Raw genomic sequence first — 22,542 nt, forward strand, 5'->3', positions numbered from 1 at the left:
GATGAACGCCGCCGCTCGTCGTCTGTCGCCCCGGCGGCACTGCCGGGCGGCGGAGCGGGCCCGTCGGCGACCCGCTCCCCCGGGCCGCCTCAGCCGGCCTTGACGGCCGCCTCGATGCCACCGACGATCCGCGCCACATCGGCGTCGTCGGTGACGTACGGCGGCATGGTGTAGATCAGGTCGCGGAACGGGCGCAGCCAGACGCCCTGCGCCACCGCGGCCGCGGTGGCGCGGGCCAGGTCCACCTCGTGGTCGAGCTGGACCACGCCGATCGCGCCCAGCACCCGCACGTCCGCCACCCCCGGGGCGGCGCGCAGCGGCTCCAGCCCGGCCCGCAGGCCCGCGCCCACCCGGGACACCTCGGCGGCCCAGTCCCCGGCCCGCAGCAGGTCCAACGAGGCGTTGGCGACCGCGCACGCGAGGGGGTTGCCCATGAAGGTGGGGCCGTGCGCCAGCACCCCGCCGCCCGAGATGCCGCCGGCGACCTGGGGCGTGCAGAGCGCGGCGGCCAGGGTCAGGTAGCCGCCGGTGAGCGCCTTGCCGACGCAGAGCACGTCCGGGGTGACGCCGGCGTGCTCGGCGGCGAACATCGTGCCGGTACGGCCGAAGCCGGTCGCGATCTCGTCGAAGACGAGCAGGATGCCGTGCGCCCGGGTCACCTCACGCAGCACCCGCAGGTAGTGCGGGTGGTGGAAGCGCATCCCGCCGGCGCCCTGGACCACCGGCTCCACGATCACCGCGGCCAGCTCGTCGGCGTGCCGTTCCACCGCGTCGACCAGGGCCTGCTCGTACGCCGGGTCCGGCGGGGTGTCGAAGCCGCCCGGCGGCACCGGCGCGAAGACCTGCCGCGGCAGCACGTCCCCCCAGAGGTGGTGCATGCCGCCCTCGGGGTCGCAGACGCTCATCGGGTGGAACGTGTCGCCGTGGTAGCCGCCCCGCCAGGTGCCCAGCCGGCGGCGTTCCGGCCGGCCGGTGGCCCGCTGGTACTGCAGGCACATCTTCACCGCCACCTCGACGCTGACCGAGCCCGAGTCGGCGAGGAAGACGTGTTCCAGGCCGTCGGGGGCCAGCTCGACCAGGGTGCGCGCCAGCCGCACCGCGGGCTCGTGGGTGAGCCCGCCGAACATCACGTGGCTCATCCGGCCGAGCTGGTCGGTGACCGCCGCGTCGAGCACGGGGTGGCGGTAGCCGTGGATCGCCGCCCACCACGACGACATCCCGTCGACCAGCTCCCGGCCGTCGGCCAGCCGCAGCCGTACGCCCTGCGCGCTCTCCACCACGTAGGGCGGGCCGGCCGGCGGCAGCGCCGCGTACGGGTGCCAGACGTGGGCCCGGTCGGCCGAGAGGATCTCCTCAGGTGTCACGGGGTCTCCTTCATCTCCTCGCCCGGCCCTGGCTCACCGGTGACCGGCCGGTGCGCCCCCGCGCCGGCCGCCGCGCGGGCGGTCGCACGGACCAGGGCCGGGCCACGGTAGATGAATCCGGTGTAGAGCTGGACGAGGCTCGCTCCGGCGTCGAACATCCGGGCCGCGTCGTCCGGGTCCAGGATGCCGCCGACCCCGATCACCGGCAGCCGGCCGCCGGTCTCCCGGTGCACGAAGGCGACCACCTCACGGGCGCGGCCGGCCAGCGGACGGCCGGAGAGGCCGCCGGTCTCCGCGCCGCGCTCCCGGTCGGCCGGGTCGAGCCCGTCCCGGGCCAGCGTGGTGTTGGTGGCGATCACCCCGGCCGCACCCCGGGCCAGGCAGACCTCCAGCAGCTCGGCGATGGCCGGCTCGGTGAGGTCCGGGGCGATCTTCACCAGCACCGGCTTCTCCCCGACCAGCGCCGCGAGCAACGCGTCCAGGTGGAACCTGTCCTGCAGGGACCGCAGCCCCGGGGTGTTCGGCGAGGAGACGTTGACCGCGAAGTAGTCGCCGTGCTCCCGCAGCGTCCGGTAGGAGGCCAGGTAGTCCTCGACCGCCGCGTCCAAGGGGGTCACCTTGGACTTGCCGAGCGAGATGCCCAGCGGCACGCCGATCGGGCGGGGCAGCGCCGCCAGCCGGTCGGCCAGGGCCGCGGCGCCGGCGTTGTTGAAACCCATCCGGTTCACCACGGCCTCGCTGTCCCGCAGCCGGAACAGCCGGGGCCGGGGGTTGCCCGGCTGCGGGTGCGCGGTGACCGTGCCGACCTCGACGAAGCCGAAGCCCAGCGCCGGCCAGGCCGGCAGCGCCGCGCCGTCCTTGTCCATCCCGGCGGCCAGCCCCACCGGGTTGGGGAACTCCACGCCGAACACGGTCCGCGGGGCGCGGACCGCGTACCGGGCCCGCAGCGCCGCCAGCGCCGCCGGCCGCCGGGACAGCCCGGCCAGCCGGTGCAGCGTCCACTCGTGCGCCGCCTCGGCGTCACCCTGACCGATCCGGAACAGCCCCGGCCGGACCACCCGCTCGAAGATCACTGCTTGGCTCGCAGGGCGGCGTGCAGCTCCTGGAGCGGGCGTACGGTCATGTCGCCGCGGATGCGGGCCTCGATGCCCATCACTGCGGCGGCGGCGCCGGGGACCGTGGTGATGCACGGGATGTCGGCGGTCACCGCGGCGCTGCGGATCTCGTAGCCGTCCGAGCGGGCGCTGGCGCCGGAGCCCTGCGGGGTGTTGATGACCAGGGCCACGTCGCCACCAAGGATCAGCGACACCGCGTCGTCGTCCGCGCCGGCCTCGTAGTGCTTGCGGATCTGCTCGCAGGCGATGCCGTGCCGGCGCAGCACCTCGGCCGTGCCGGTGGTGGCGACGATCTCGAAGCCCAGGTCGGCCAGGCGCTTGATCGGGAAGATCATGCCGCGCTTGTCCCGGTTGGCCACCGAGACGAAGATCTTCCCGGCGGTGGGCAGCGAGCCGTATGCGGCCGACTGCGACTTGGCGAAGGCGTGCCCGAAGTTGGTGTCGATGCCCATCACCTCGCCGGTGGACTTCATCTCCGGGCCGAGCAGCGAGTCGATCCCCTTGCCGGCCGGGGTGCGGAACCGCTTGAACGGCAGCACCGCCTCCTTCACCGCGATCGGGGCGTCGGCCGGCATCGCGCCGCCGTCCCCGCTGGGCGGCAGCAAGCCCTCGGCGCGCAGCTCGGCGATGGTGGCGCCGAGCGCGATCCGGGCCGCCGCCTTGGCCAGCGGCACCGCCGTGGCCTTGGAGACGAACGGCACGGTCCGCGAGGCGCGCGGGTTCGCCTCCAGCACGTAGAGCATGTCGTCCTTGAGGGCGTACTGCACGTTGAGCAGGCCGCGCACCCCGACGCCGCGGGCGATCGCCTCGGTGTAGCGGCGCACCTCGGTCAGGTGGGAGCCGGCCAGGGTGATCGGCGGCAGCGCGCAGGACGAGTCGCCGGAGTGGATGCCGGCCTCCTCGATGTGCTCCATCACCCCGCCGAGGTAGACCTCGCCGTCGGCGTCGACCAGGGCGTCGACGTCGATCTCGATGGCGTCGTCGAGGAACCGGTCCACCAGCACCGGGTGGTCCGGGGAGATGTCGGTGGCCCGGCCGATGTAGTCGCGCAGGGTGGGGTCGTCGTAGACGATCTCCATGCCCCGCCCGCCGAGCACGTACGACGGCCGGACCAGCACCGGGTAGCCGATCTCGTCGGCGATCGCCTTGGCCTCGTCGTACGAGGTGGCCATGCCGTGCGCCGGGGCGCGCAGCCCGGCCCGGGCGAGCACCGCGCCGAACGCGCCGCGCTCCTCGGCCAGGTGGATCGACTCCGGGGAGGTGCCGACCACCGGAACCCCGGCGTTCTTGAGCCGCTGGGCCAGGCCGAGCGGGGTCTGCCCGCCGAGCTGCACGATCACCCCGACCACGCCGGGACCGCCGGCCGCCTTGCCGGAGGAGTCCTCGGCGTGCCAGACCTCCAGGACGTCCTCGAAGGTCAGCGGCTCGAAGTAGAGCCGGTCGGCGGTGTCGTAGTCGGTGGAGACCGTCTCCGGGTTGCAGTTGACCATCACGGTCTCGTAGCCGACCTCCCGCAAGGCCATCACGGCGTGCACGCAGGAGTAGTCGAACTCGATGCCCTGCCCGATCCGGTTCGGCCCGGAGCCCAGGATGAGGACCTTGGGCCGGTCCGAGGGGGCGACCTCGGTCTCCTGGTCGTAGGTCGAGTAGTGGTACGGCGTGGTCGCCTCGAACTCGGCGGCGCAGGTGTCCACCGTCTTGTACACCGGGCGGATATCGAGCCGGTGCCGCAGCGTACGGACGCCGTTCTCGGCGGCCAGCTCCGGGCGGAGCGCGGCGAGCTGCCGGTCGGACAGGCCGGCCCGCTTGGCCCGGCGCAGCAGGTCGGCGTCGAGCACCGGGGCGTCCACGACCTCCGCGCGCAGCTCGACCAGCGCGGCGATCTGGTCCAGGAACCACGGGTCGATCCCGCCGGAGGCGGCGGCGACCTCGGCGATGGAGGCGCCGAGCCGCAGCGCCCGCTCGACGGTGTAGAGCCGACCGTCGTGCGGCATCCGCAGCGCGGCGAGGGTGTTCTCCTTCGTCGTGCCGGCCGGATCCGGCACAGTCCAGAATCCGCCTGCTTTCGTCTCCATCGAGCGCATCGCCTTGTTGAGCGCCTCGGTGAAGTTGCGGCCCAGGCTCATCGCCTCGCCGACCGACTTCATCGTGGTGGTCAGCTCCGGGTCCGCACCGGGGAACTTCTCGAACGCGAACCGGGGGATCTTCACCACCACGTAGTCGAGCGTCGGCTCGAACGCCGCCGGGGTCTTCAGGGTGATGTCGTTGGGGATCTCGTCCAGGGTGTAGCCGATGGCGAGCTTCGCGGCGATCTTGGCGATCGGGAAGCCGGTGGCCTTCGAGGCCAGCGCCGAGGAGCGGGACACCCGGGGGTTCATCTCGATCACGACGATCCGGCCGTCGGCCGGGTTGACCGCGAACTGGATGTTGCAGCCGCCGGTGTCCACCCCGACCTCGCGCAGCACGGCGATGCCGAGGTCGCGCAGGCGCTGGTACTCCCGGTCGGTGAGCGTCATGGCCGGGGCCACGGTGACGCTGTCGCCGGTGTGCACCCCCATCGGGTCGACGTTCTCGATCGAGCAGACCACCACCACGTTGTCGTGGCGGTCCCGCATCAGTTCGAGCTCGTACTCCTTCCAGCCGAGCACGCTCTCCTCGATGAGCACCTCGTGCGTCGGGCTGGCCGCCAGGCCGGCGCCGCCGATGCGGGCCAGGTCCTCGGCGGTGTGCGCCATGCCGGAGCCGAGGCCACCCATGGTGAACGACGGCCGGATCACCACCGGCAGGCCCAGCTCGGCGGCGGTCGCCTCGACCTCGGCCATCGAGTGGCAGACCCGCGACCGGGGCACCAGGCCGGTCGGGTCGGCCACGCCCAGGCGTACGCCGGCCTTCGCGACGATGTCCTTGAACAGCTGCCGGTCCTCGCCGCGGTTGATCGCCTCGATGTTCGCGCCGATCAGCTCGACGCCGTACTTCTCCAGCACGCCGGCCTCGTGCAGGGCGACGGCGGTGTTGAGCGCGGTCTGCCCGCCCAGGGTGGCCAGCAGCGCGTCGGGGCGCTCCTTGGCGATGACCAGCTCGACGAACTCCGGGGTGATCGGCTCGATGTACGTGGCGTCGGCGAACTCCGGGTCGGTCATGATCGTCGCCGGGTTGGAGTTGACCAGGCTGACCCGGATCCCCTCGCTGCGCAGCACCCGGCAGGCCTGGGTGCCGGAGTAGTCGAACTCGCAGGCCTGTCCGATCACGATCGGCCCGGAGCCGATCACCAGGATGTGCTTGAGATCGGTCCGCTTAGGCATTCTTTCCGCCTTCGATGAGTTCGGCGAAACGGTCGAAGAGGTAGTCCGCGTCGTGCGGGCCGGCCGCCGCCTCCGGGTGGTACTGGACCGTGAAGGCGGGCACGTCCTTGGCCCGCAGCCCCTCGACCACGTTGTCATTGAGGCAGACGTGACTTACCTGGACGGCACCGAACTCGGTCTCGATCACCTGGTCCGGGACCACCACGCCCTGTCCCGCGCCGGGGACCTGCACCGCGAAGCCGTGGTTGTGGCTGGTCACCTCGACCTTGCCGGTGGCCCGGTCGAGCACCGGCTGGTTGATGCCGCGGTGACCGTAATCGAGCTTGTAGGTGCCGAAGCCCAGCGCCCGGCCGAGGATCTGGCTGCCGAAGCAGATGCCGAAGAGCGGCACCTGCCGGCGCAGCACCTCTCTCGCCAGCGCGACCGGACCGTCGGCGGTGGCCGGGTCGCCCGGGCCGGGTGAGAAGAAGACCGCGTCCGCGCCGGTGGCGAGCAGGTCGTCGATGGTGGAGCCGGCGGGCAGCACGTGGGTGGTGACCCCGCGCGCGGCGAGCCGGCGCGGCACGTTGCGCTTGATGCCCAGGTCCAGCGCGGCGACCGTGAACCGGTGCTCCCCCTGCGCCTGCACCACGTACGGCTCGGCGGTGGTCACCTCGGCGGAGAGGTCCGCGCCGACCATCTCCGGCGACTGGCGGACCCGGGCCAGCAGCGCGCGCGGGTCGTCGTCGACGCTGGAGATGCCGACCCGCATCGCGCCGCGCTCGCGCAGGTGCCGGGTCAGCGCCCGGGTGTCCACCCCGCTGATGCCGACCACGCCCTCGGCGACGAGCCGGTCCTCCAGCCCGCCGGTGGCCCGCCAGTTGGAGCCGATCCGGGCCGGGTCGCGGACCACGTACCCGGCCACCCAGATCCGGCCCGACTCGTCGTCCTCGTCGTTCACGCCGGTGTTGCCGATGTGCGGCGCGGTCTGCACCACCACCTGCCGGTGGTAGGACGGGTCGGTGAGGGTCTCCTGGTAGCCGGTCATGCCGGTGTTGAAGACCGCCTCGCCGAAGGTCTCCCCCACGCTGCCGTACGCCTCGCCGTGGAACGTGCGCCCGTCCTCGAGAACGAGGATCGCGGAAGGTCTGCGGGTCATGCTGCACTTCCTTCGATCCGGACTGCGGGACTCCGCTCCGCTACGTTCCTCGCTCGGATCACTTGACTGCCTTTCCGTCCAGGACCGTCGGCTCGCCGCGCAGGAAGGTCGCCACGATGCGACCCGGCAGCGTCATGCGGGCGTACGGGGTGTTGCGACTGCGGCTGGCCAGCTCCGCCGGTTCGATGGTGCGGCGGGCGGCCGGGTCGACCAGGGTCAGGTTGGCCGGCACGCCGGGAGCCGGGTCGAGGCCGTGCCCCGCCAGGCCGGCGATCCGGGCCGGCGCCCGGGACATCCGCTCGGCGATCAGGTCCCACTGCGGGCCGAGCACGTCGAGGGCGATGGAGAGCGCCGTCTCCAGGCCGAGCATGCCCGGCCGGGCGTACGCCCACTCGCACTCCTTGTCCTCCACGGCGTGCGGGGCGTGGTCGGTGGCGATGATGTCGACCACGCCCTCAGCCAGCGCGGCGCGGAGCGCGGCGACGTCGGTGGCGGTACGCAGCGGCGGGTTCACCTTGTAGACCGGGTCGTACGTCTCGGCCTTGGAGTCGGTGAGCAGCAGGTGGTGCGGGGTCACCTCGGCGGTGACCTTCACCCCGCGCGCCTTGGCGTGCCGCAGCACCTCGACGCTGCCGGCGGTGGAGACGTGACAGATGTGCAGCCGGCTCCCGACGTGCTCGGCGAGCAGCACGTCCCGGGCGATGATCGCCTCCTCGGCGACCGCCGGCCAGCCGGTCAGCCCGAGCCGGGTGGAGACCTCGCCCTCGTGCATCTGCGCGCCCTCGGTCAGCCGCGGCTCCTCGGCGTGCTGGGCGATGATCCCGTCGAACGCCTTGACGTACTCCAGCGCCCGGCGCATCAGCTTCGGGTCGGCGACGCAGTGCCCGTCGTCGGAGAAGATCCGCACCCCGGCCGCCGAGTCGGCCATCGCGCCCAGCTCGGCCAGCCGCTCGCCGGCCAGGCCGACGGTGACCGCGCCGATCGGCTGCACGTCGACCAGCCCGGCCTCGCGGCCGAGCCGCCAGACCTGCTCGACCACCCCGGCCGTGTCGGCGACCGGGGACGTGTTGGCCATCGCGCAGACCGCGGTGTAGCCGCCGAGCGCCGCCGCCCGGGAGCCGGACTCGACGGTCTCGGCGTCCTCCCGGCCGGGCTCGCGCAGGTGGGTGTGCAGGTCGACCAGGCCGGGCAGGGCGACCAGCCCGGCGCCGTCGATCACCGTGGCGTCCGGCGCGGTCAGGCCCGCGCCGGCCTCGGCCACCACGCCGTCGCGAATCAGCAGGTCGGTCGGCGCGGCGCCGACCAGGCTCACGTTCTTGATCAGGTACGCGGTCACCGGTTGTTCCCTCCGAGCAGCAGGTAGAGGACGGCCATCCGCACGGAGACCCCGTTGGCGACCTGTTCGACGATGGTGGAGCGGGGCGAGTCGGCGACCTCGGGCGTGATCTCCATGCCCCGGTTCATCGGGCCGGGGTGCATGACGATCGCGTGCTCGGGCAGCCGCCGCATGCGCGGGCCGTCCAGCCCGTAGCGGCGGGCGTACTCGCGGGCGGAGGGGAAGAAGGAGTCGTTCATCCGCTCCCGCTGCACCCGCAGCATCATCACCACGTCCACGCTGGGTAGAACGGCGTCGAGGTCGTAGGAGACGTCGGTGCCGGGCGCGAGCGCACCGGAGATGTCGACCGGGATGAGGGTGGGCGGGCCGACCAGGGTGACCTTGGCGCCGAGGGTGGAGAGCAGCAGCACGTTCGAGCGGGCCACCCGGGAGTGCAGCACGTCGCCGACGACCGCCACGTGCAGGCCGGCGAGCCGGCCCAGCCGGGAACGCATCGTGTACGCGTCGAGCAGCGCCTGGGTGGGGTGCTCGTGGGTGCCGTCGCCGGCGTTGACCACCGACCCGTCCACCCAGTTGGCCAGCCGGTGCGGGGCCCCGGAGGCGGGGTGCCGGACGACCACCGCGTCGGCGCCCATCGCCTGGAGGGTGAGCGCGGTGTCCTTCAGGCTCTCCCCCTTGGTCACGCTGGAGCCCTTGGCGGAGAAGTTGATCACGTCGGCGCTGAGCCGCTTGGCGGCCGCCTCGAAGGAGATCCGGGTCCGGGTGGAGTCCTCGTAGAAGAGGTTCACCACGGTCCGGCCGCGCAGCGCCGGGAGCTTCTTGATTTCGCGGCCGGCGACGGTGGCCATCTCGGCCGCGGTGTCGAGGATCTGGGTGGCGGTCGCGGCGTCCAGGTCGGCGCCGGAGAGCAGGTGCCGGATCATAAGGTGGGTCCCCCGTACAGCTTGACCTCGTCGGCGCCGTCGGTCTCGGCGAGGGTGACCTTCACGATCTCGGCGAGCGCGGTCGGGATGTTCTTGCCGACGTAGTCGGCGCGGATCGGCAGCTCGCGGTGGCCGCGGTCGACCAGGACGGCGAGCTGCACGGAGGCGGGGCGGCCGACGTCGCTGAGCGCGTCCAGGGCGGCCCGCACGGTGCGGCCGGAGAAGAGCACGTCGTCGACGAGGATCACCCGCTTGCCGTCGATCCCGCCGGGCGGCAGCTCGGTCGGGCCGACCGCGCGGGTGGCGTGCCGGCGCAGGTCGTCGCGGTAGAGGGTGATGTCGAGCACGCCGATCGGGACGGCCACGTCCTCGAAGGTGCTGATCCGGGCGGCGAGCCGCCGGGCGAGCGGTACGCCCCGGGTGGGGATGCCGAGCAGCACGGTGTCGGCGGCGCCCTGGGTCTTTTCCAGGATCTGGTGGGCGATGCGGTCGACCACCCGCGTCACGTCGGCGGCGGCGAGGATCACCTTCACCGAGGGTTGTCGCGGCGGCGTCGTCCGGGCGGCCGATGGGTAGGCCACGGCGGACCTCCTTCCCCGCCTCACGGGACGGGTCGTTAAAGGATGTCTGGGCTGCCGGTCCGGCCGCGAGCGGCCCGGACCGGGGCTGCGCGCCACGTTACCAGCGGTCACCAGGCCGATCGCGGCCGGCACTGACCCCCGGATCAGGGTGGCGAAATGGGGATAACTCCCCCCGTGGTCCCCAACGGTAATGTCACGACCACTTGACCAGGTGTCGCAATCCCCGTACCGTCACGCTCCGTAGCGATAGCTGGGAGAACCCCGAGCAGCACTGGGAGTGTCCGAATGCCCTCTGAATACGCCAAGTCGCTGGGCGCCCGCCTGCGCTCCATCCGCCAGCAGCAGGGCCTGTCCCTGCAGGGTGTGGAGGAGAAGTCGAACGGGCGGTGGAAGGCCGTGGTGGTCGGCTCTTACGAGCGCGGCGACCGGGCCGTCACCGTGTCCCGCCTGGCGGAGCTGGCCGACTTCTACCGAGTTCCCGTCTCGGAGCTGCTGCCCGACGGCAGCGGGGTGCGCCACGAGCCGACCAGCAAGATCGTCCTGGACCTCGAGCGGCTCTACGACGAGGCCTCCGAGGACCTCGCCTACGTCGCCCGGTACGCCCGTGCCATCCAGCAGCAGCGCGGTGACTACAACGGCCGGGTGCTCTCCATCCGCGCCGACGACCTGCGCGCGCTCGCGATCGTCTACGACGCCTCGCCGTCGGGCCTGATCGAGCGGCTCACCGAGCACGGTGTGCTGGTCGCCGACCCGCGGGCGTTCTTCGCGTCCTGACCCCCCAGCAGACGAAAAGGGCCCGTGCCGTCCGGCACGGGCCCTTTTCGTCGTACGGGGTGCGGCTGCCGTGGCGCCTGCGTCGGCGCGACCGGCCCGCCGCTCAGCGGGTGGCGTACTCGGCGATCCGGCCGAGCACCCCGTTGAGGAAGCGCGGCGAGTCGTCGGTCGACATCTGCCGGGCCAGCTCGACGGCCTCGCTGATCGCCACCGCGTCGTCGATGTCGTCGACGTAGAGCAGCTCGTAGACGGCGATCCGGGCGAGGTTACGGTCGACCGCCGGCATCCGGTCGAGCGTCCAGCCCTCGGCGTAGCTGGCGATCAGCTCGTCGATCCGGTCGAGGTGCGCGCCTACGCCCTCGACCAGACTGACGGCGTAGCCGAGGTGCTCCGGGCGGGGCTTCTCGATCCGCTCGATGTAGCCGGCGAGCACCTCGACCGGGGGCCGGTCGCGGAGGTCCGCCTCGAAGAGCACGTCCAGCGCCCGCTTGCGCGCCTTGCGGCGCGCCGGCATGTGCTGCTTGGAACCCTCGGCCATCAGGCGCGGCCGAGGTAACGGCCGTCGCGGGTGTCGACCTTGATCTTCTCGCCGGTGGTGATGAAGAGCGGCACCGGCACGGTCGCCCCGGTCTCGACGGTGGCCGGCTTGTTGCCGCCGGTCGACCGGTCGCCCTGCAGACCCGGCTCGGTGTAGGTGACCTCGAGCACGACCGAGGTCGGCAGCTCGATGTAGAGCGGGACGTCCTCGTGCGTGGCGACGGTCGCCTCGGCCTCCGGGAGGAGGTAGTTGGCCGCCTCGCCGACGGTGCCGCCGGGGACGGTGATCTGGTCGAACGTCTCCAGATCCATGAAGACGTAGTCCTCGCCATCGGCGTACAGGTACTGCATGGTGCGCTTGTCGACGGTCGCGGTCTCGACCTTGGTGCCCGCGTTGAAGGTCTTGTCGACGACCTTGCCGGACAGCACGTTCTTCAGGGTGGTACGCACGAAGGCGCCACCCTTACCGGGCTTGACGTGCTGGAACTCGACGACAGCCCAGAGCCCCCCGTCGAGGTTGAGTACTAGGCCGTTCTTGAGCTCGTTGGTGGTGGCCATTTCCTGCCTTGATCATCAATTGGCGGACAGACCTGGAAAGTCTACTAGCTGTGTCGAACCGACAGCGCCGCCGCTGTCCCGCCCGACCCGAGGATCACCCGGATGACCGCGTAGAGCGCCCACCCACCCCACCACGGCGCCACGGACCGTGACCGCGACCGGCTCAGTCGGTCGCCGCCAGCCGGGTGGCGACATGCCGCAGGGCGAGGAGGTAGCCGTCCACGCCCAGCCCGCAGATCACCCCGGTCGCCACCGCGGAGACCACCGAGTGGTGCCGGAACTCCTCGCGGGCGTGGATGTTGGAGATGTGCACCTCCACCAGCGGCCCCCGCAGCATCGCGCAGGCGTCCCGCACCGCGATCGAGTAGTGCGACCAGGCGGCGGGATTGAGCACCACCGGCGCGCCCTCGTCCGCCGCCGCGTGCAGCCACCCGAGCAGCTCGTGCTCGGCGTCGGTCTGCCGGACCACCACGTCCAGGCCCAGCTCCCGACCCACGTCCACGCACCTGGTGACCAGGTCGGCGTAGCTGGTCACCCCGTAGACGTCGACCTGCCGGGAGCCCAGCCGACCCAGGTTAGGGCCGTTGAGCACGTACACCCTCACGAGCTGATCTCCCGGAACGCCGCGCACAGCAGGTCGTCGTCGGGGCCCTCCAGGATCGCCGGCCGGGCCAGGCCGTCCAGCACCACGAAGCGCAGCCGGCTGCCCCGGGCCTTCTTGTCGACCCGCATCGCGGCGAGCAGCTCGGGCCAGGCGTCGGCCGGGTAGCTGGTGGGCAGGCCGAGCGCGGTCATCGCGGTGCGGTGCCGCTCGGCGGTGGCGGCGTCCAGCCGGCCGGCGAGCCGGGCCAGGGCGCCGGCGTAGACCAGACCCACCGACACGGCGTGCCCGTGCCGCCAGCGGTAACCCTCGACCTTCTCGATCGCGTGGGCCAGGGTGTGCCCGTAGTTCAGCACCTCCCGTACCCCGGACTCCCGCAGGTCGCCGGAGACCACGTCGGCCTTGACCCGGATCGCCCGCTCGATCAGCTCGCGGGTCACCGGCCCGGTCGGGTCCAGGGCGGCGGCGGGATCCCGCTCGACCAGGTCGAGGATCACCGGGTCGGCGATGAAGCCGCACTTGACCACCTCGGCCATCCCGGCCGCCAGGTCGGCCGGGGGCAGGCTGTCCAGGGTGGCGAGGTCGCAGATCACCCCGGCCGGCGGGTGGAAGGCGCCGACCAGGTTCTTGCCGGCGGCGGTGTTGACGCCGGTCTTGCCGCCCACCGCCGCGTCGACCATGCCGAGCAGCGAGGTCGCCACCGGCACCCAGCGCACCCCGCGCAGCCAGCAGGCCGCCACGAAGCCGGCCAGGTCGGTGACCGCGCCGCCGCCCACCCCCACCACGGCATCGGTACGGGTGAAGCCCGCCTCGCCGAGCCGGTCCCAGCAGGCGACGGCGACGTCGATCCGCTTGCCCGCCTCGGCGTCGGGCACCTCGATCAGCAGCGGTTCGACCCCGACCGCGCGGACCCGCTCGGCGAGCGCCTCCGCCAGCGCCTTCAGCGGGGGTGCGTGCAGCACCGCGACCCGGGTCGCGCCGGGCAGCAGTCGCGGCGGCGGGTCGAGCAGGTCGCGTCCCACCAGCACGTCGTACGGCCGCTCGCCGCCGACCGGGATCCGGGTCACCTCGTCCATCGCCGGCAGCCTAGTCGAGCCGGAGGTCTCCGGCGGCGAGTGTCCACTCCGTGACCGGCGCGCCCCGGCCGGCGGACGCCGGTCAGGGCTCGAGCAGGGCGGCGACCTCGCCGGCGATCTCCTCCGGGGTCCGCCCGTCGGTGAGCACGGTCGCGGTGGCCACCTCGGCGTAGAGCGGGCGACGCTGCTCCATCAGGTACTTGAGGGTGGCCCGCGGGTTGATCGCCAGCAGCGGCCGCCCGGCGCCGAGACCGACCCGCTTCACCGCGTCGGGCAGCTCCACCGACAGGTGCACGACGGTGTGCCCGATCAGCGCGGCGCGGTTCTCCTCGGCGAGGATCGCGCCGCCGCCGAGGGCGAGCACCCCGTCGTGCGACGCCAGCGCCGCCGCCACCGCCGCCCGTTCGAGGGTACGGAAGTGATCCTCCCCCTCGTCGACGAAGATCTCCGGGATCGGCTTGCCGGCGAGCTGCTCGATGTCGAAGTCGGTGTCCCGGAACTCGACCCCCAGCGCGGCGGCGAGCGCCTGACCGATGGTGGTCTTCCCGGAGCCGGGCGCCCCGACCAGCACGCAGACCGGGCGGGTCATCGGGACGTGGTCCCCCTCGCCGTCGGGGCCGGTCACCGGATCACCAGGGTGTCGAGGTAGCCGGCGAGGTTGCGGCGCATCTCGGCGACCGAGTCGCCACCGAACTTCTCCACCGCCGCCTCGGCGAGCACCAGCGCGACCATCGCCTCGGCGACGACCGCCGCGGCGGGCACCGCGCAGACGTCGGAGCGCTGGTTGATGGCGGTGGCCGGCTCGCCGGTGGTGACGTCGACGGTGGCCAGGGCCCGGTTCAGCGAGGAGATCGGCTTCATCGCCGCCTTCACCCGCAGCGGCTCGCCGGTGGTGATGCCGCCCTCCAGGCCGCCGGCCCGGTCGGTGACCCGACGCACCCCGGCGGCGGTGGGAATGATCTCGTCGTGCGCCTCGGAGCCCCGGGAGCGGGCCTGCCGCCAGCCGTCGCCGATCTCCACACCCTTGATCGCCTGGATGGACATCAGCGCGGTGGCGAGCCGGCCGTCGAGCTTGCGGTCCCACTGCACGTGGCTGCCCAGGCCCGGCGGGACCCCGTACGCCAGCACCTCGACCACGCCGCCGAGCGTGTCGGCGGCCTTCTTCGCGGCGTCGACCTCGGCGACCATCCGGGCGCTCGCCTCCGGGTCGAGGCAGCGCAGCGGGTCGGTGTCGATCCGCTCGGCGTCATCGGGGGTGGGGCGCAGCCCGGGCTTGACGGCGACCGGACCCAGCTCCACCACGTGCGAGACGATCTCGATGCCGAGCGCCTGCTTGACCAGGGCCTTGGCGACGGCGCCCACGGCGACCCGGGCGGCGGTCTCCCGGGCGCTGGCCCGCTCCAGGATGGGCCGGGCGTCGGTGTGGCCGTACTTCTGCATGCCGGCCAGGTCGGCGTGGCCCGGCCGGGGACGGGTGAGCGGCGCGTTGCGGGCCTGCGCGGCCAGCTCCGCCTCGCCGACCGGGTCGGCGGCCATCACGGTGCGCCACTTCGGCCACTCCGAGTTGCCCACCCGGATCGCCACCGGGCTGCCGATGGTGACCCCGTGCCGGAGCCCACCGATGATCTCGACCTCGTCCTGCTCGAACGACATCCGGGCGCCCCGGCCGTAGCCGAGCCGCCGTCGGGCCAGCTCACCGGCGATCTCCCCGGTGGTCACCTCGATCCCGGCGGGCACCCCCTCCAGCATCGCGACGAGGGCGGGTCCGTGCGATTCACCTGCAGTCAGCCAGCGCAACACAGCGATCAGTCTGTCACGCCCGGTGGCCGCCGCGACGCCGCGCCCACCGCGTCCCGCCCTGCGGACGCGCCCGTCCGGCGGAGGGTCAGGCGCGCGCCGCGGTGAGCGCCGCACGCATCGCGTCGACCGGCGCGGGGACCCCGGTGAACTGTTCGAACTGGCCGACCGCCTGGGCGAGCAGCAGGTCCAGCCCGGAGGCCACCCGGCAGCCGGCCGCCAGCGCGGCGGCGGCGAGCGGGGTGGGCCAGGGGTCGTAGAGGGCGTCGAAGAAGACCGTCCCTGGCCGCCAGTCGAAGTTCTCCGCGAGGGGGTCGGCCACGCCCTTGGGGACGGTGGAGATCACCACGTCGGCCCGGGCGTGGCTCGGCGCCCCGTCCCAGGCCGCGCCGGTCAGCGGCACGCCCACCACGCGGGCCACCGGGCGCAACTCGTGGACGGCCTCCGGGCGGCGGGCCACCACGGTCACCTCGGCCGCGCCGAGCCGGGCGGCCGCCGCGAGAGCGGCGCGGGCGGTGCCACCCGCGCCCAGCACGGTGACCGTCGCGCCCGTCGCCACCCCGGCGGCGCTGAGCACGTCGACCATGCCGGCGACATCGGTGTTGTCCGCGTACCAGGAGCCGTCGGGGCGGCGTACCAGCGTGTTGGCGGCGCCGACGGCGGCGGCGACCGGCGAGACCTCGTCTGCCAGCGCGAGCGCCGCCTCCTTGCCGGGCATGGTCACCGACAACCCGGCCCACTCCGGGCCCAGCCCGGCGACCAGCCCGGGCAGCTCCTCGGCCCCGCACTCGATCCGGGTGTACGACCACCCGGTCAGCCCGGCCGCCGCGTACCCCGCCTCATGGATGACCGGGGAGAGCGAGTGCGCAATCGGCCGGCCGACGACGGCGGCTCTCACGTGCAGTTCGACCCGCTCAGCACGCCGTTGTCGCACATCTGCTTCTGCAGCTTCCTGAAGTCGGCATCGGTTGAGCCGTAGCCCATCGTGCCCTTCTGGTCCACCGTCATGAAGTAGATCCAGTCCCCCACCGGCGGGTTCACCGCGCCCTTGAGCGCGTCCTCGCCGGGGTTGCTGATCGGCGTGACCGGCAGTCCGGCCACGTCGTGCGTGTTGTACGGGTTCTTCAGGTCGTGGATCTCGCTGTTCTTCAGGACGTCCGAGTCCTTCGGGTCCTTGCCCTGCAGCCGCAGCCAGTAGTTGATGGCGCTGTCGATCCCGAGGCACTTGCAGCCGATCTTGCCGGCGTAGACCCGGTTGTAGATGACCCGGGACACCTTCGGGAAGTCCACGTGGTTGACCGACTCGGCCTGGGCGATGGAGGCGGTGATCAGCGCCTCGTACGGGGAGATCTTCCGCTCCTGCTGCGCCTTCTCGACGAAGTTCAACTGCTGGGTGACGGTGAGGAACTGGTCCACCATCATCTTGAGGATCTGCTCGGCGGTGGCCTTCGGCGGGATCTCGTAGGTCGCCGGGAAGAGGAAGCCCTCGATGCTCTTCGCGCCCTTCTTGCCGTCCCCCCGGTTGAACCAGTACGCCGGCACCCCCAGCTTGACCGGATCCTTCGCGGCAGCCTTGAAGTCGGCGACCGGGATCTTGGTCTGCTTGGAGAGAATGTCGTAGATCGCCAGGCTGATCGTGCCCTCGGGGATGGTCACCCCGTTCACCACCCGGCTCTTCGGGTCGAGCAGCAGGGTCACCACGTCGGCGGCCTTCATCTGCTTCCTGACCTTGTACCGGCCGACCTGAATGTTCTTGCTACGGGAGTTGGCATCCGCGGCCTCGATGAAGGCCTTGGTGCTCTTCACCACACCCGCGTCGTAGAGGGAGTCCCCGATGTCGGTGAGGGTGTCGCCGGCCTTCACCGCGACCAGCGCCTCGCCCGATCCGGGGCCGTCGTAGTCCGGGGTGACGAAGTGGTTGCGGATCCGGTCGAAGCCGACGTACGCGCCGCCGCCGATACCGCCGAGCAGCACGAGCGCCATCAGCAGGGCGAAGATCGTCTTGCCCCGGCCGCGCGACTTGCCGTTGCGCTTGCGTACCGCACCGCGCCGGTGCCGGCCCTTCTCCCCCCTCTCCGACTCGTCGAACCCCAGGTCAAGATCGTCGTCGATCATTGCGTCCGCCTCCGCTGCGCGTCCAGCCAGCTCTGCAGAATCTCCACCGCGGCGGCCTGGTCGACCACCGCCCGTTGGCGCTTTCCCCGGACGCCCCGTTCGGCCAGCCTACGACTCGCCACCACGGTCGACATCCTCTCGTCCGTCAGCGTCACCGGAACCGGCGCTATTACATCGGCCAGACGGGCAGCGTACGACGAGACGTTCGTCGCCGCCGGGCCGAGCTTGCCGGCAAGATTGACCGGAAGGCCCATGACGACCTCGACGGCCTCGTATTCGGCGATGAGGTCGACCAGCGCCGCCATCTCGGCCGGCACCGCGTCGTCGGCGGCGGTCAGGTCCCGGGCGAGGGTGACCAGCGGGGTGGCCAGGATGCCGTGCGGATCGGAGCGGGAAACGCCGACCCGGACCTGTCCGACGTCCACCCCGAGCCGGACCCCACGGGACAGCTCAGCCATTATCGGACACCTCCCGTGACGGGCCAGGGCGGACCGGCATGATCCGCCCTGGCCGCAGTCGGTGCGCCATCACGCGTCGGCGATCGCCTTCTCCACCGTAGCCAGCAGGTTCGGCGCCTCGGCCGCGGGCAGGCCACCGCCCTGGGCGAGGTCGTCGCTGCCGCCACCCCGACCGGAGAAAGCCGCCTTGACCAGATCCTTCGCGGTCAGGCCCCGCCCCCGGGCGGCCTGGTTCACGGCCACCACCAGGGACGACTTTCCGTTGGCCCGGGCCGCCACGGCGACCACCGCCGGCCGGGCCGGGTCGATCCGGCCGCGGATCTCCTGGGCCAGGGTCCGCACGTCGTTGCCGGCCGCCCCCTCGGGCGCCTCGGTGCCGACGTACGCGACCCCCCGCACGTCCTTCGCCTGCGCCGCGAACGCCGCCGCGCCGCCGAGGACCAACTGGGCGCGGAGCTTCTCCAGCTCCTTCTCCGCGTCCCGCAACTGGGTGACGGTCTGCTCCACCCGGTCGGCGACCTGGTCGCCGGGGACCCGGAACAGCTCGGCCAGCCGGGAGACCAGCAGGTGCTCGCGGGCCAGGAAGCCGAACGCGTCCATCCCCACGAGGGCCTCGATCCGGCGCACGCCGGAGCCCACGGAGGCCTCGGAGAGGATCTTCACCAGGCCGAGCTGGGCCGACCGGGCCACGTGCGTGCCGCCGCACAGCTCCCGGGCGTAGTCGCCGACCTCGACGACCCGGACCCGCTCGCCGTACTTCTCACCGAACAGCGCCATCGCGCCGATCCGGCGGGCCTCCTCCTGGGTGGTGATGAACGCGTTCACCTCCAGGTCGGCCAACAGCACCTCGTTGACCTGCTGCTCCACGTCATGCAGCACGCTCGGCGCCACCCCGGTCGGGGTGTTGAAGTCGAACCGCAGCCGGCCCGGCGCGTTCAGCGAACCCGCCTGGGTGGCCGACTCGCCGAGGAAGTTGCGCATCGTCTGGTGCACCAGGTGGGTCGCGGTGTGCGAACGGGAGATCGCCCGCCGCCGGGACACGTCGATCTCGGCGTACCCGGTCTCCCCGGCGCGCACCTCACCCCGGATTACCCGGGCCCGGTGCACGATCAGCCCCGGCACCGGCTGCTGCACGTCGAAGACCTCGAGCTGGCCGCCGCCGACCGTGATCAGACCCTGGTCGGGCTGCTGACCGCCACCCTCCGCGTAGAACGGCGTGGTGTCGAGCACCAGCTCGATCGTGTCGCCCTCGACCGCCGCGCCGACCTCGGCGCCGCCGGCGAGCAGCGCCCGCACCCGCGACTCCCGGTTCAGCTCGGTGTAGCCGGTGAACTCCACCGGACCGCCGTCGTCGCGCACCGACCGGTACGCCGACACGTCGGTGTGCCCGGTCTTGCGCGCCTGCGCGTCCGCCTTCGCCCGGTTCCGCTGGTCGGCCATCAGCCGGCGGAAGCCCTCCGCGTCGACCTGGAGCCCCTGCTCGCCCGCGATCTCCAGGGTGAGGTCGATCGGGAAGCCGTACGTGTCGTGCAGCTGGAACGCCTTGTCCCCGGAAAGGGCCGGCTTGCCCGCCGACTTCGTCTCCGCGATCGCGGTGTCCAGGATCGTGGTGCCCGCGCGCAGCGTGGCGAGGAACGCTTCCTCCTCGGCGTACGCGTACTGGGAGATCCGGCCGAACTCGGCGGCCAGCTCCGGGTACGAGGGGGACATGCAGTCCCGGGCCACCGGCAGCAGCTCGGGCAGCGCCCGGTCCTGGAAGCCGAGGAGCCGGACCGCGCGGATCGCCCGGCGCATGATCCGGCGCAGCACGTAGCCACGGCCCTCGTTGGACGGGGTCACCCCGTCGCCGATCAGCATCAGCGCGGTACGCACGTGGTCGGCGATCACCCGCAGCCGGACGTCGTCCGGGTGCGACTCGCTGGCCACGTGGCCGGAGTGCGCGCCGTACCGCTTGCCGGTCAGCTCGGCGGCCCGGTCCAGGATCGGCCGGACCTCGTCGATCTCGTAGAGGTTGTCGACGCCCTGCAGGATCGAGGCCATCCGCTCCAGGCCCATGCCGGTGTCGATGTTCTTCGCCGGCAGCTCGCCGAGGATCGGGTAGTCCTCCTTGGAGGTGCCCGGACCCCGCTCGAACTGCATGAAGACGAGATTCCAGAACTCCATGTAGCGGTCCTCGTCGACCGCCGGGCCACCCTCGCGGCCGTACTCGGGGCCGCGGTCGTAGAACAGCTCGGAGCACGGGCCGCAGGGACCGGGAATGCCCATCGACCAGAAGTTGTCCGCCTTGCCCCGGCGGACGATCCGCTCGGCGGGCACCCCGACCGACCGCCAGATCTGGAACGCCTCGTCGTCGTCCAGGTAGACCGTCGGCCAGAGCCGCTCCGGGTCCAGCCCGAAGCCGCCCGCCTCGATCGGGTTGGTGACCAGGTCCCAGGCGAGCGGGATCGCCCCGTCCTTGAAGTAGTCGCCGAAGGAGAAGTTGCCGTTCATCTGGAAGAACGTGCCGTGCCGGCTGGTCTTGCCGACCTCGTCGATGTCCGGCGTCCGGATGCACTTCTGGACGCTGGCCGCGCGGCGGTACGGCGGGGCCTGCTGGCCCAGGAAGTAGGGGACGAACTGCACCATGCCGGCGTTGACGAACAGCAGGTTCGGGTCGCTGATGGCGGGCAGCGGAGCGGACGGCACCACGGCATGGCCGTTCGCCTCGAAGTGCGCGAGGTACCGCCGCCTGATCTCCGCCGTCTTCATCGCTGGTGCTCCTCCGGGAAAATCTCTCGGTCGCCGATGTGCGGGTCCTCCCGCAGCTCGGCGTACTGGTCGTCGAACGTCTCGCCGCGGGCGAACGCCTCGTGGATCTCCTGCTCGCGCTCGGCCATCCCGATCCGGACGTCCTCCACGAAGCTACGCAGCGACTCGACGAGGCCGCCAGCGGATTCCGACAGGCCGCTGGCGATGCCGGCCGGCGTGTACGCCTGCGCGGCGCGGGTCGCCTTGCGCACCACCAGCACGCCCACGCCCAGCCCGATGCCCAGCCAGAACAACCGCCTCATGCTCTCATCCTCCTGGTCGGCGCCGGCCGGGTCAGCGGTTGCCGCGCTTGGCGGCCTGGCGCTGCTGCTTGATGGTGTCGCGCACCTCGCGCTCGGTCTCCGCGTGCCGGCGGGCCGAGGCCGCCCGGCGTACGCCGTAGCCGAACGCGGCCACCTTCACCAGGGGGTTCGCCGCGGCGGCGGAGACCACGGTGGCCAGGTTCGCCACGTTGGCGGTGACGTTCTGCGCGTGGGTGGTCATGGTGTCCACCTTGGCGAGCTGGAGGTTGACCCCGTCGAGGGAGGTCTGCACCTGCTCCAGGGCGACGTTGACGTTCTTCACGGTCGTGTTGACGTCGCCGAGCAGCGGCGTGGTGCGCTCGTTCAGGTCGTTGATCATGCGGGTCGTCGCGTCCACGGTGTGCCGCAGCCGCAGGATCGGCACCGCCAGCACGAGCACCAGCATCAGGAACGCGCCGGCCGCGATCAGCGCAGCGATCTGTCCACCATCCACGCGCATGTTCCTCCTCAAGCAGGCGTTCCGGGAACCGACGTCCCGGAACGCGCGACCGTCCGCCCACTCGCCCCGTGCCGACCCACCACCGGTCGACGGACGCGGGCGGGCCCGCCAGCCCCAGACCCTACCGTCCGTGATGGAAAGCGGCTCAGGACGGTGAGCGTGTCTGCTCGCCCAGTGGATCGTCGGTGAGCGTCGGGTACGGATCCTCACCGGTGAGTGACGGGTCGGTGCTCGGCTGTGGTCGGGTCCGCTCGTCGTCGATCGCGTTGCGCACCTTCACCGACACCAACGAGCCGGCGCACTTCCCCGCTGCGGGCGAGGGCGCCGGAGACGGCGCCGGTTGCCCGTTGACCGGCGGCAGGGCGCAGGTGGGCTCGCGCACCCAGAGGTCGAGGGTGAGTTCGTCCCGGCGCCAGCAGGTGTAGCTGCCCTTGGCCGGCTGCTCCGGGCAGCGGCTGACCTTCCACCGCTGCCAGCCGTCCCGGGTCAGCGCCTGCGCGTAGGCCTGGGTGGTCTCCTTCGGCGCTCGCTGCGACTCCACCGTGCGCTCCCGGAGCCGGCAGTCCTGCAGGCACCAGCGGCTGCCACTGACGTTGTCGACGGTCTTCACCGTGGCCCAGCTCGGCAGGGCGAGCGCGTCGAGGGAGTCGAAGACCGGGTCCCGGCTGATCGTCCGGAGACCGAAGTAGAGCGGCACCGCGCCGAGCAGCACCAGGCTGACCAGCGCGAGGATGCCCAGCCGCAGCCGGCTCCGCTCGCGCATCTGCCGGCGCAGCTCGGACCGGGCGCCGCGCAGGCCACCGGCCGCCGTCCGGTCGTCCGGCGCCGGCTCCGACCCGGCCCGCCGCAGTGCCGGTCCGGCCGGGTCCGCCGGTCGCGGTCGCGGACCGACCGGCTCCGGCTGCGGTACGACCGCGGCGGCCCGCGCCACCGCGGGCGCGTCGCCGGGGCGCCCGGGCGCGGGTACGGTCGCCGTGCCGCGCGGTTCCGGGCGGCCCGGCTCCCGCTGCGGCGGGGTCGGTCGGCCGGTCGGCCGCTCGTCGGGCCGGGCCACGGGGGCGGCCGCCCGGGCTACCGCCGGCTGCCCGCCCGCCGTCCGGGGACCGGGCTCGACGCCGCCGGGCTGGGGGCCGAGTCGGTCCGCGGGCGGCCTAGTTGCGACGGGACCGTCGGGCGCGACGCCCGGCCGGGCCGCGCCGCGGGCCGGCCCGGTCGGGCGGCCGTCAGCGGCAGCCGGGGACGGCGTGGACCGACCGGGGGCGACCGGGCCGGAGTGGACGCCGTCGACGGTCGGCGCACCCGGCCGGCCGGTCGGGGC

At 72.8% G+C, this 22,542-nt stretch carries 21 protein-coding genes; 1 reads left to right on the forward strand and 20 read right to left on the reverse strand.

Going from position 1 to position 22,542, the window contains the following annotated elements:
• Positions 1-89: 89 nt before the first annotated feature.
• Genes SLP03_RS14895 through pyrR form a run of 7 tightly spaced genes read right to left on the reverse strand, consistent with a single transcriptional unit; the run spans position 90 to position 9,759 of the window.
• The gene (locus tag SLP03_RS14895; protein WP_319461182.1) at positions 90-1,364 is read right to left on the reverse strand and encodes an adenosylmethionine--8-amino-7-oxononanoate transaminase; all 1,275 of its coding nucleotides are present in this window, start codon (positions 1,362-1,364) and stop codon (positions 90-92) included.
• Positions 1,361-2,437 (reverse strand): quinone-dependent dihydroorotate dehydrogenase, encoded by a 1,077-nt coding sequence (locus SLP03_RS14900; RefSeq protein WP_319461183.1) that lies wholly within the window; start codon positions 2,435-2,437, stop codon positions 1,361-1,363. Before SLP03_RS14900 ends, SLP03_RS14895 begins: the two co-directional genes overlap by 4 nt.
• The gene (gene carB, locus SLP03_RS14905) at positions 2,434-5,781 is read right to left on the reverse strand and encodes a carbamoyl-phosphate synthase large subunit (protein WP_319461184.1); all 3,348 of its coding nucleotides are present in this window, start codon (positions 5,779-5,781) and stop codon (positions 2,434-2,436) included. Before carB ends, SLP03_RS14900 begins: the two co-directional genes overlap by 4 nt.
• Complete coding sequence (gene carA, locus SLP03_RS14910) at positions 5,774-6,919, reverse strand: glutamine-hydrolyzing carbamoyl-phosphate synthase small subunit (protein WP_319461185.1); 1,146 nt, start codon at positions 6,917-6,919, stop codon at positions 5,774-5,776. Before carA ends, carB begins: the two co-directional genes overlap by 8 nt.
• A 58-nt stretch (positions 6,920-6,977) precedes the next feature.
• The gene (locus SLP03_RS14915; protein ID WP_319461186.1) at positions 6,978-8,255 is read right to left on the reverse strand and encodes a dihydroorotase; all 1,278 of its coding nucleotides are present in this window, start codon (positions 8,253-8,255) and stop codon (positions 6,978-6,980) included.
• Positions 8,252-9,178 carry an aspartate carbamoyltransferase catalytic subunit gene (locus SLP03_RS14920; RefSeq protein ID WP_319461187.1) on the reverse strand — a complete coding sequence of 309 codons (927 nt, stop codon included), beginning with the start codon at positions 9,176-9,178 and terminating at the stop codon, positions 8,252-8,254. Before SLP03_RS14920 ends, SLP03_RS14915 begins: the two co-directional genes overlap by 4 nt.
• Positions 9,175-9,759 (reverse strand): bifunctional pyr operon transcriptional regulator/uracil phosphoribosyltransferase PyrR, encoded by a 585-nt coding sequence (pyrR, locus tag SLP03_RS14925; RefSeq protein ID WP_319461188.1) that lies wholly within the window; start codon positions 9,757-9,759, stop codon positions 9,175-9,177. The genes SLP03_RS14920 and pyrR overlap by 4 nt, the downstream gene beginning before the upstream one ends.
• Before the next feature lie 285 nt (positions 9,760-10,044).
• On the opposite strand from pyrR, the gene SLP03_RS14930 reads away from it, so the two are divergent.
• Positions 10,045-10,533, forward strand: coding sequence for a transcriptional regulator (locus SLP03_RS14930; RefSeq protein ID WP_013285505.1), 489 nt, complete (start codon positions 10,045-10,047; stop codon positions 10,531-10,533).
• A gap of 103 nt (positions 10,534-10,636) precedes the next feature.
• On the opposite strand, the gene nusB is transcribed toward SLP03_RS14930, so the two are convergent.
• The 13 genes from nusB to SLP03_RS14995 all read right to left on the reverse strand — a co-directional run bounded on the left by nusB (position 10,637) and on the right by SLP03_RS14995 (position 21,987).
• The gene (nusB, locus tag SLP03_RS14935; protein ID WP_319461203.1) at positions 10,637-11,047 is read right to left on the reverse strand and encodes a transcription antitermination factor NusB; all 411 of its coding nucleotides are present in this window, start codon (positions 11,045-11,047) and stop codon (positions 10,637-10,639) included.
• A gap of 23 nt (positions 11,048-11,070) precedes the next feature.
• Positions 11,071-11,628: an elongation factor P gene (gene efp, locus SLP03_RS14940; protein WP_319461189.1), complete on the reverse strand. Its 558-nt coding sequence runs from the start codon at positions 11,626-11,628 to the stop codon at positions 11,071-11,073.
• A 163-nt stretch (positions 11,629-11,791) separates the two neighbouring features.
• Complete coding sequence (gene aroQ / locus SLP03_RS14945; protein ID WP_319461190.1) at positions 11,792-12,232, reverse strand: type II 3-dehydroquinate dehydratase; 441 nt, start codon at positions 12,230-12,232, stop codon at positions 11,792-11,794.
• Entirely contained in the window at positions 12,229-13,305 is a 1,077-nt protein-coding gene (gene aroB, locus SLP03_RS14950; RefSeq protein WP_319461191.1) for a 3-dehydroquinate synthase, read from the reverse strand. The genes aroQ and aroB overlap by 4 nt, the downstream gene beginning before the upstream one ends.
• 82 nt (positions 13,306-13,387) lie before the next feature.
• Entirely contained in the window at positions 13,388-13,894 is a 507-nt protein-coding gene (locus tag SLP03_RS14955; protein WP_319461204.1) for a shikimate kinase, read from the reverse strand.
• A gap of 32 nt (positions 13,895-13,926) precedes the next feature.
• Positions 13,927-15,105, reverse strand: coding sequence for a chorismate synthase (gene aroC, locus SLP03_RS14960; protein ID WP_319461192.1), 1,179 nt, complete (start codon positions 15,103-15,105; stop codon positions 13,927-13,929).
• An 85-nt stretch (positions 15,106-15,190) separates the two neighbouring features.
• A complete protein-coding gene (locus SLP03_RS14965) occupies positions 15,191-16,000 on the reverse strand; it encodes a shikimate dehydrogenase (protein WP_319461193.1) in 810 nt (269 codons plus the stop codon).
• Entirely contained in the window at positions 15,997-17,214 is a 1,218-nt protein-coding gene (gene mltG, locus SLP03_RS14970) for an endolytic transglycosylase MltG (protein ID WP_413644526.1), read from the reverse strand. The genes SLP03_RS14965 and mltG overlap by 4 nt, the downstream gene beginning before the upstream one ends.
• Positions 17,214-17,675: a Holliday junction resolvase RuvX gene (gene ruvX, locus SLP03_RS14975; RefSeq protein WP_319461195.1), complete on the reverse strand. Its 462-nt coding sequence runs from the start codon at positions 17,673-17,675 to the stop codon at positions 17,214-17,216. The genes mltG and ruvX overlap by 1 nt, the downstream gene beginning before the upstream one ends.
• A 69-nt stretch (positions 17,676-17,744) precedes the next feature.
• Positions 17,745-20,423, reverse strand: a complete 2,679-nt coding sequence (alaS, locus tag SLP03_RS14980) for an alanine--tRNA ligase (protein WP_319461196.1) — start codon at positions 20,421-20,423, stop codon at positions 17,745-17,747.
• Positions 20,420-20,725 (reverse strand): DUF6167 family protein, encoded by a 306-nt coding sequence (locus SLP03_RS14985; RefSeq protein WP_319461197.1) that lies wholly within the window; start codon positions 20,723-20,725, stop codon positions 20,420-20,422. The genes alaS and SLP03_RS14985 overlap by 4 nt, the downstream gene beginning before the upstream one ends.
• A 31-nt stretch (positions 20,726-20,756) precedes the next feature.
• The gene (locus SLP03_RS14990) at positions 20,757-21,218 is read right to left on the reverse strand and encodes a DUF948 domain-containing protein (RefSeq protein ID WP_319461198.1); all 462 of its coding nucleotides are present in this window, start codon (positions 21,216-21,218) and stop codon (positions 20,757-20,759) included.
• A gap of 151 nt (positions 21,219-21,369) precedes the next feature.
• Entirely contained in the window at positions 21,370-21,987 is a 618-nt protein-coding gene (locus SLP03_RS14995; RefSeq protein WP_319461205.1) for a hypothetical protein, read from the reverse strand.
• Positions 21,988-22,542 lie beyond the last annotated feature (555 nt).

The organism is Micromonospora sp. RTP1Z1, assembly GCF_033804685.1.
GTDB lineage: Bacteria > Actinomycetota > Actinomycetes > Mycobacteriales > Micromonosporaceae > Micromonospora.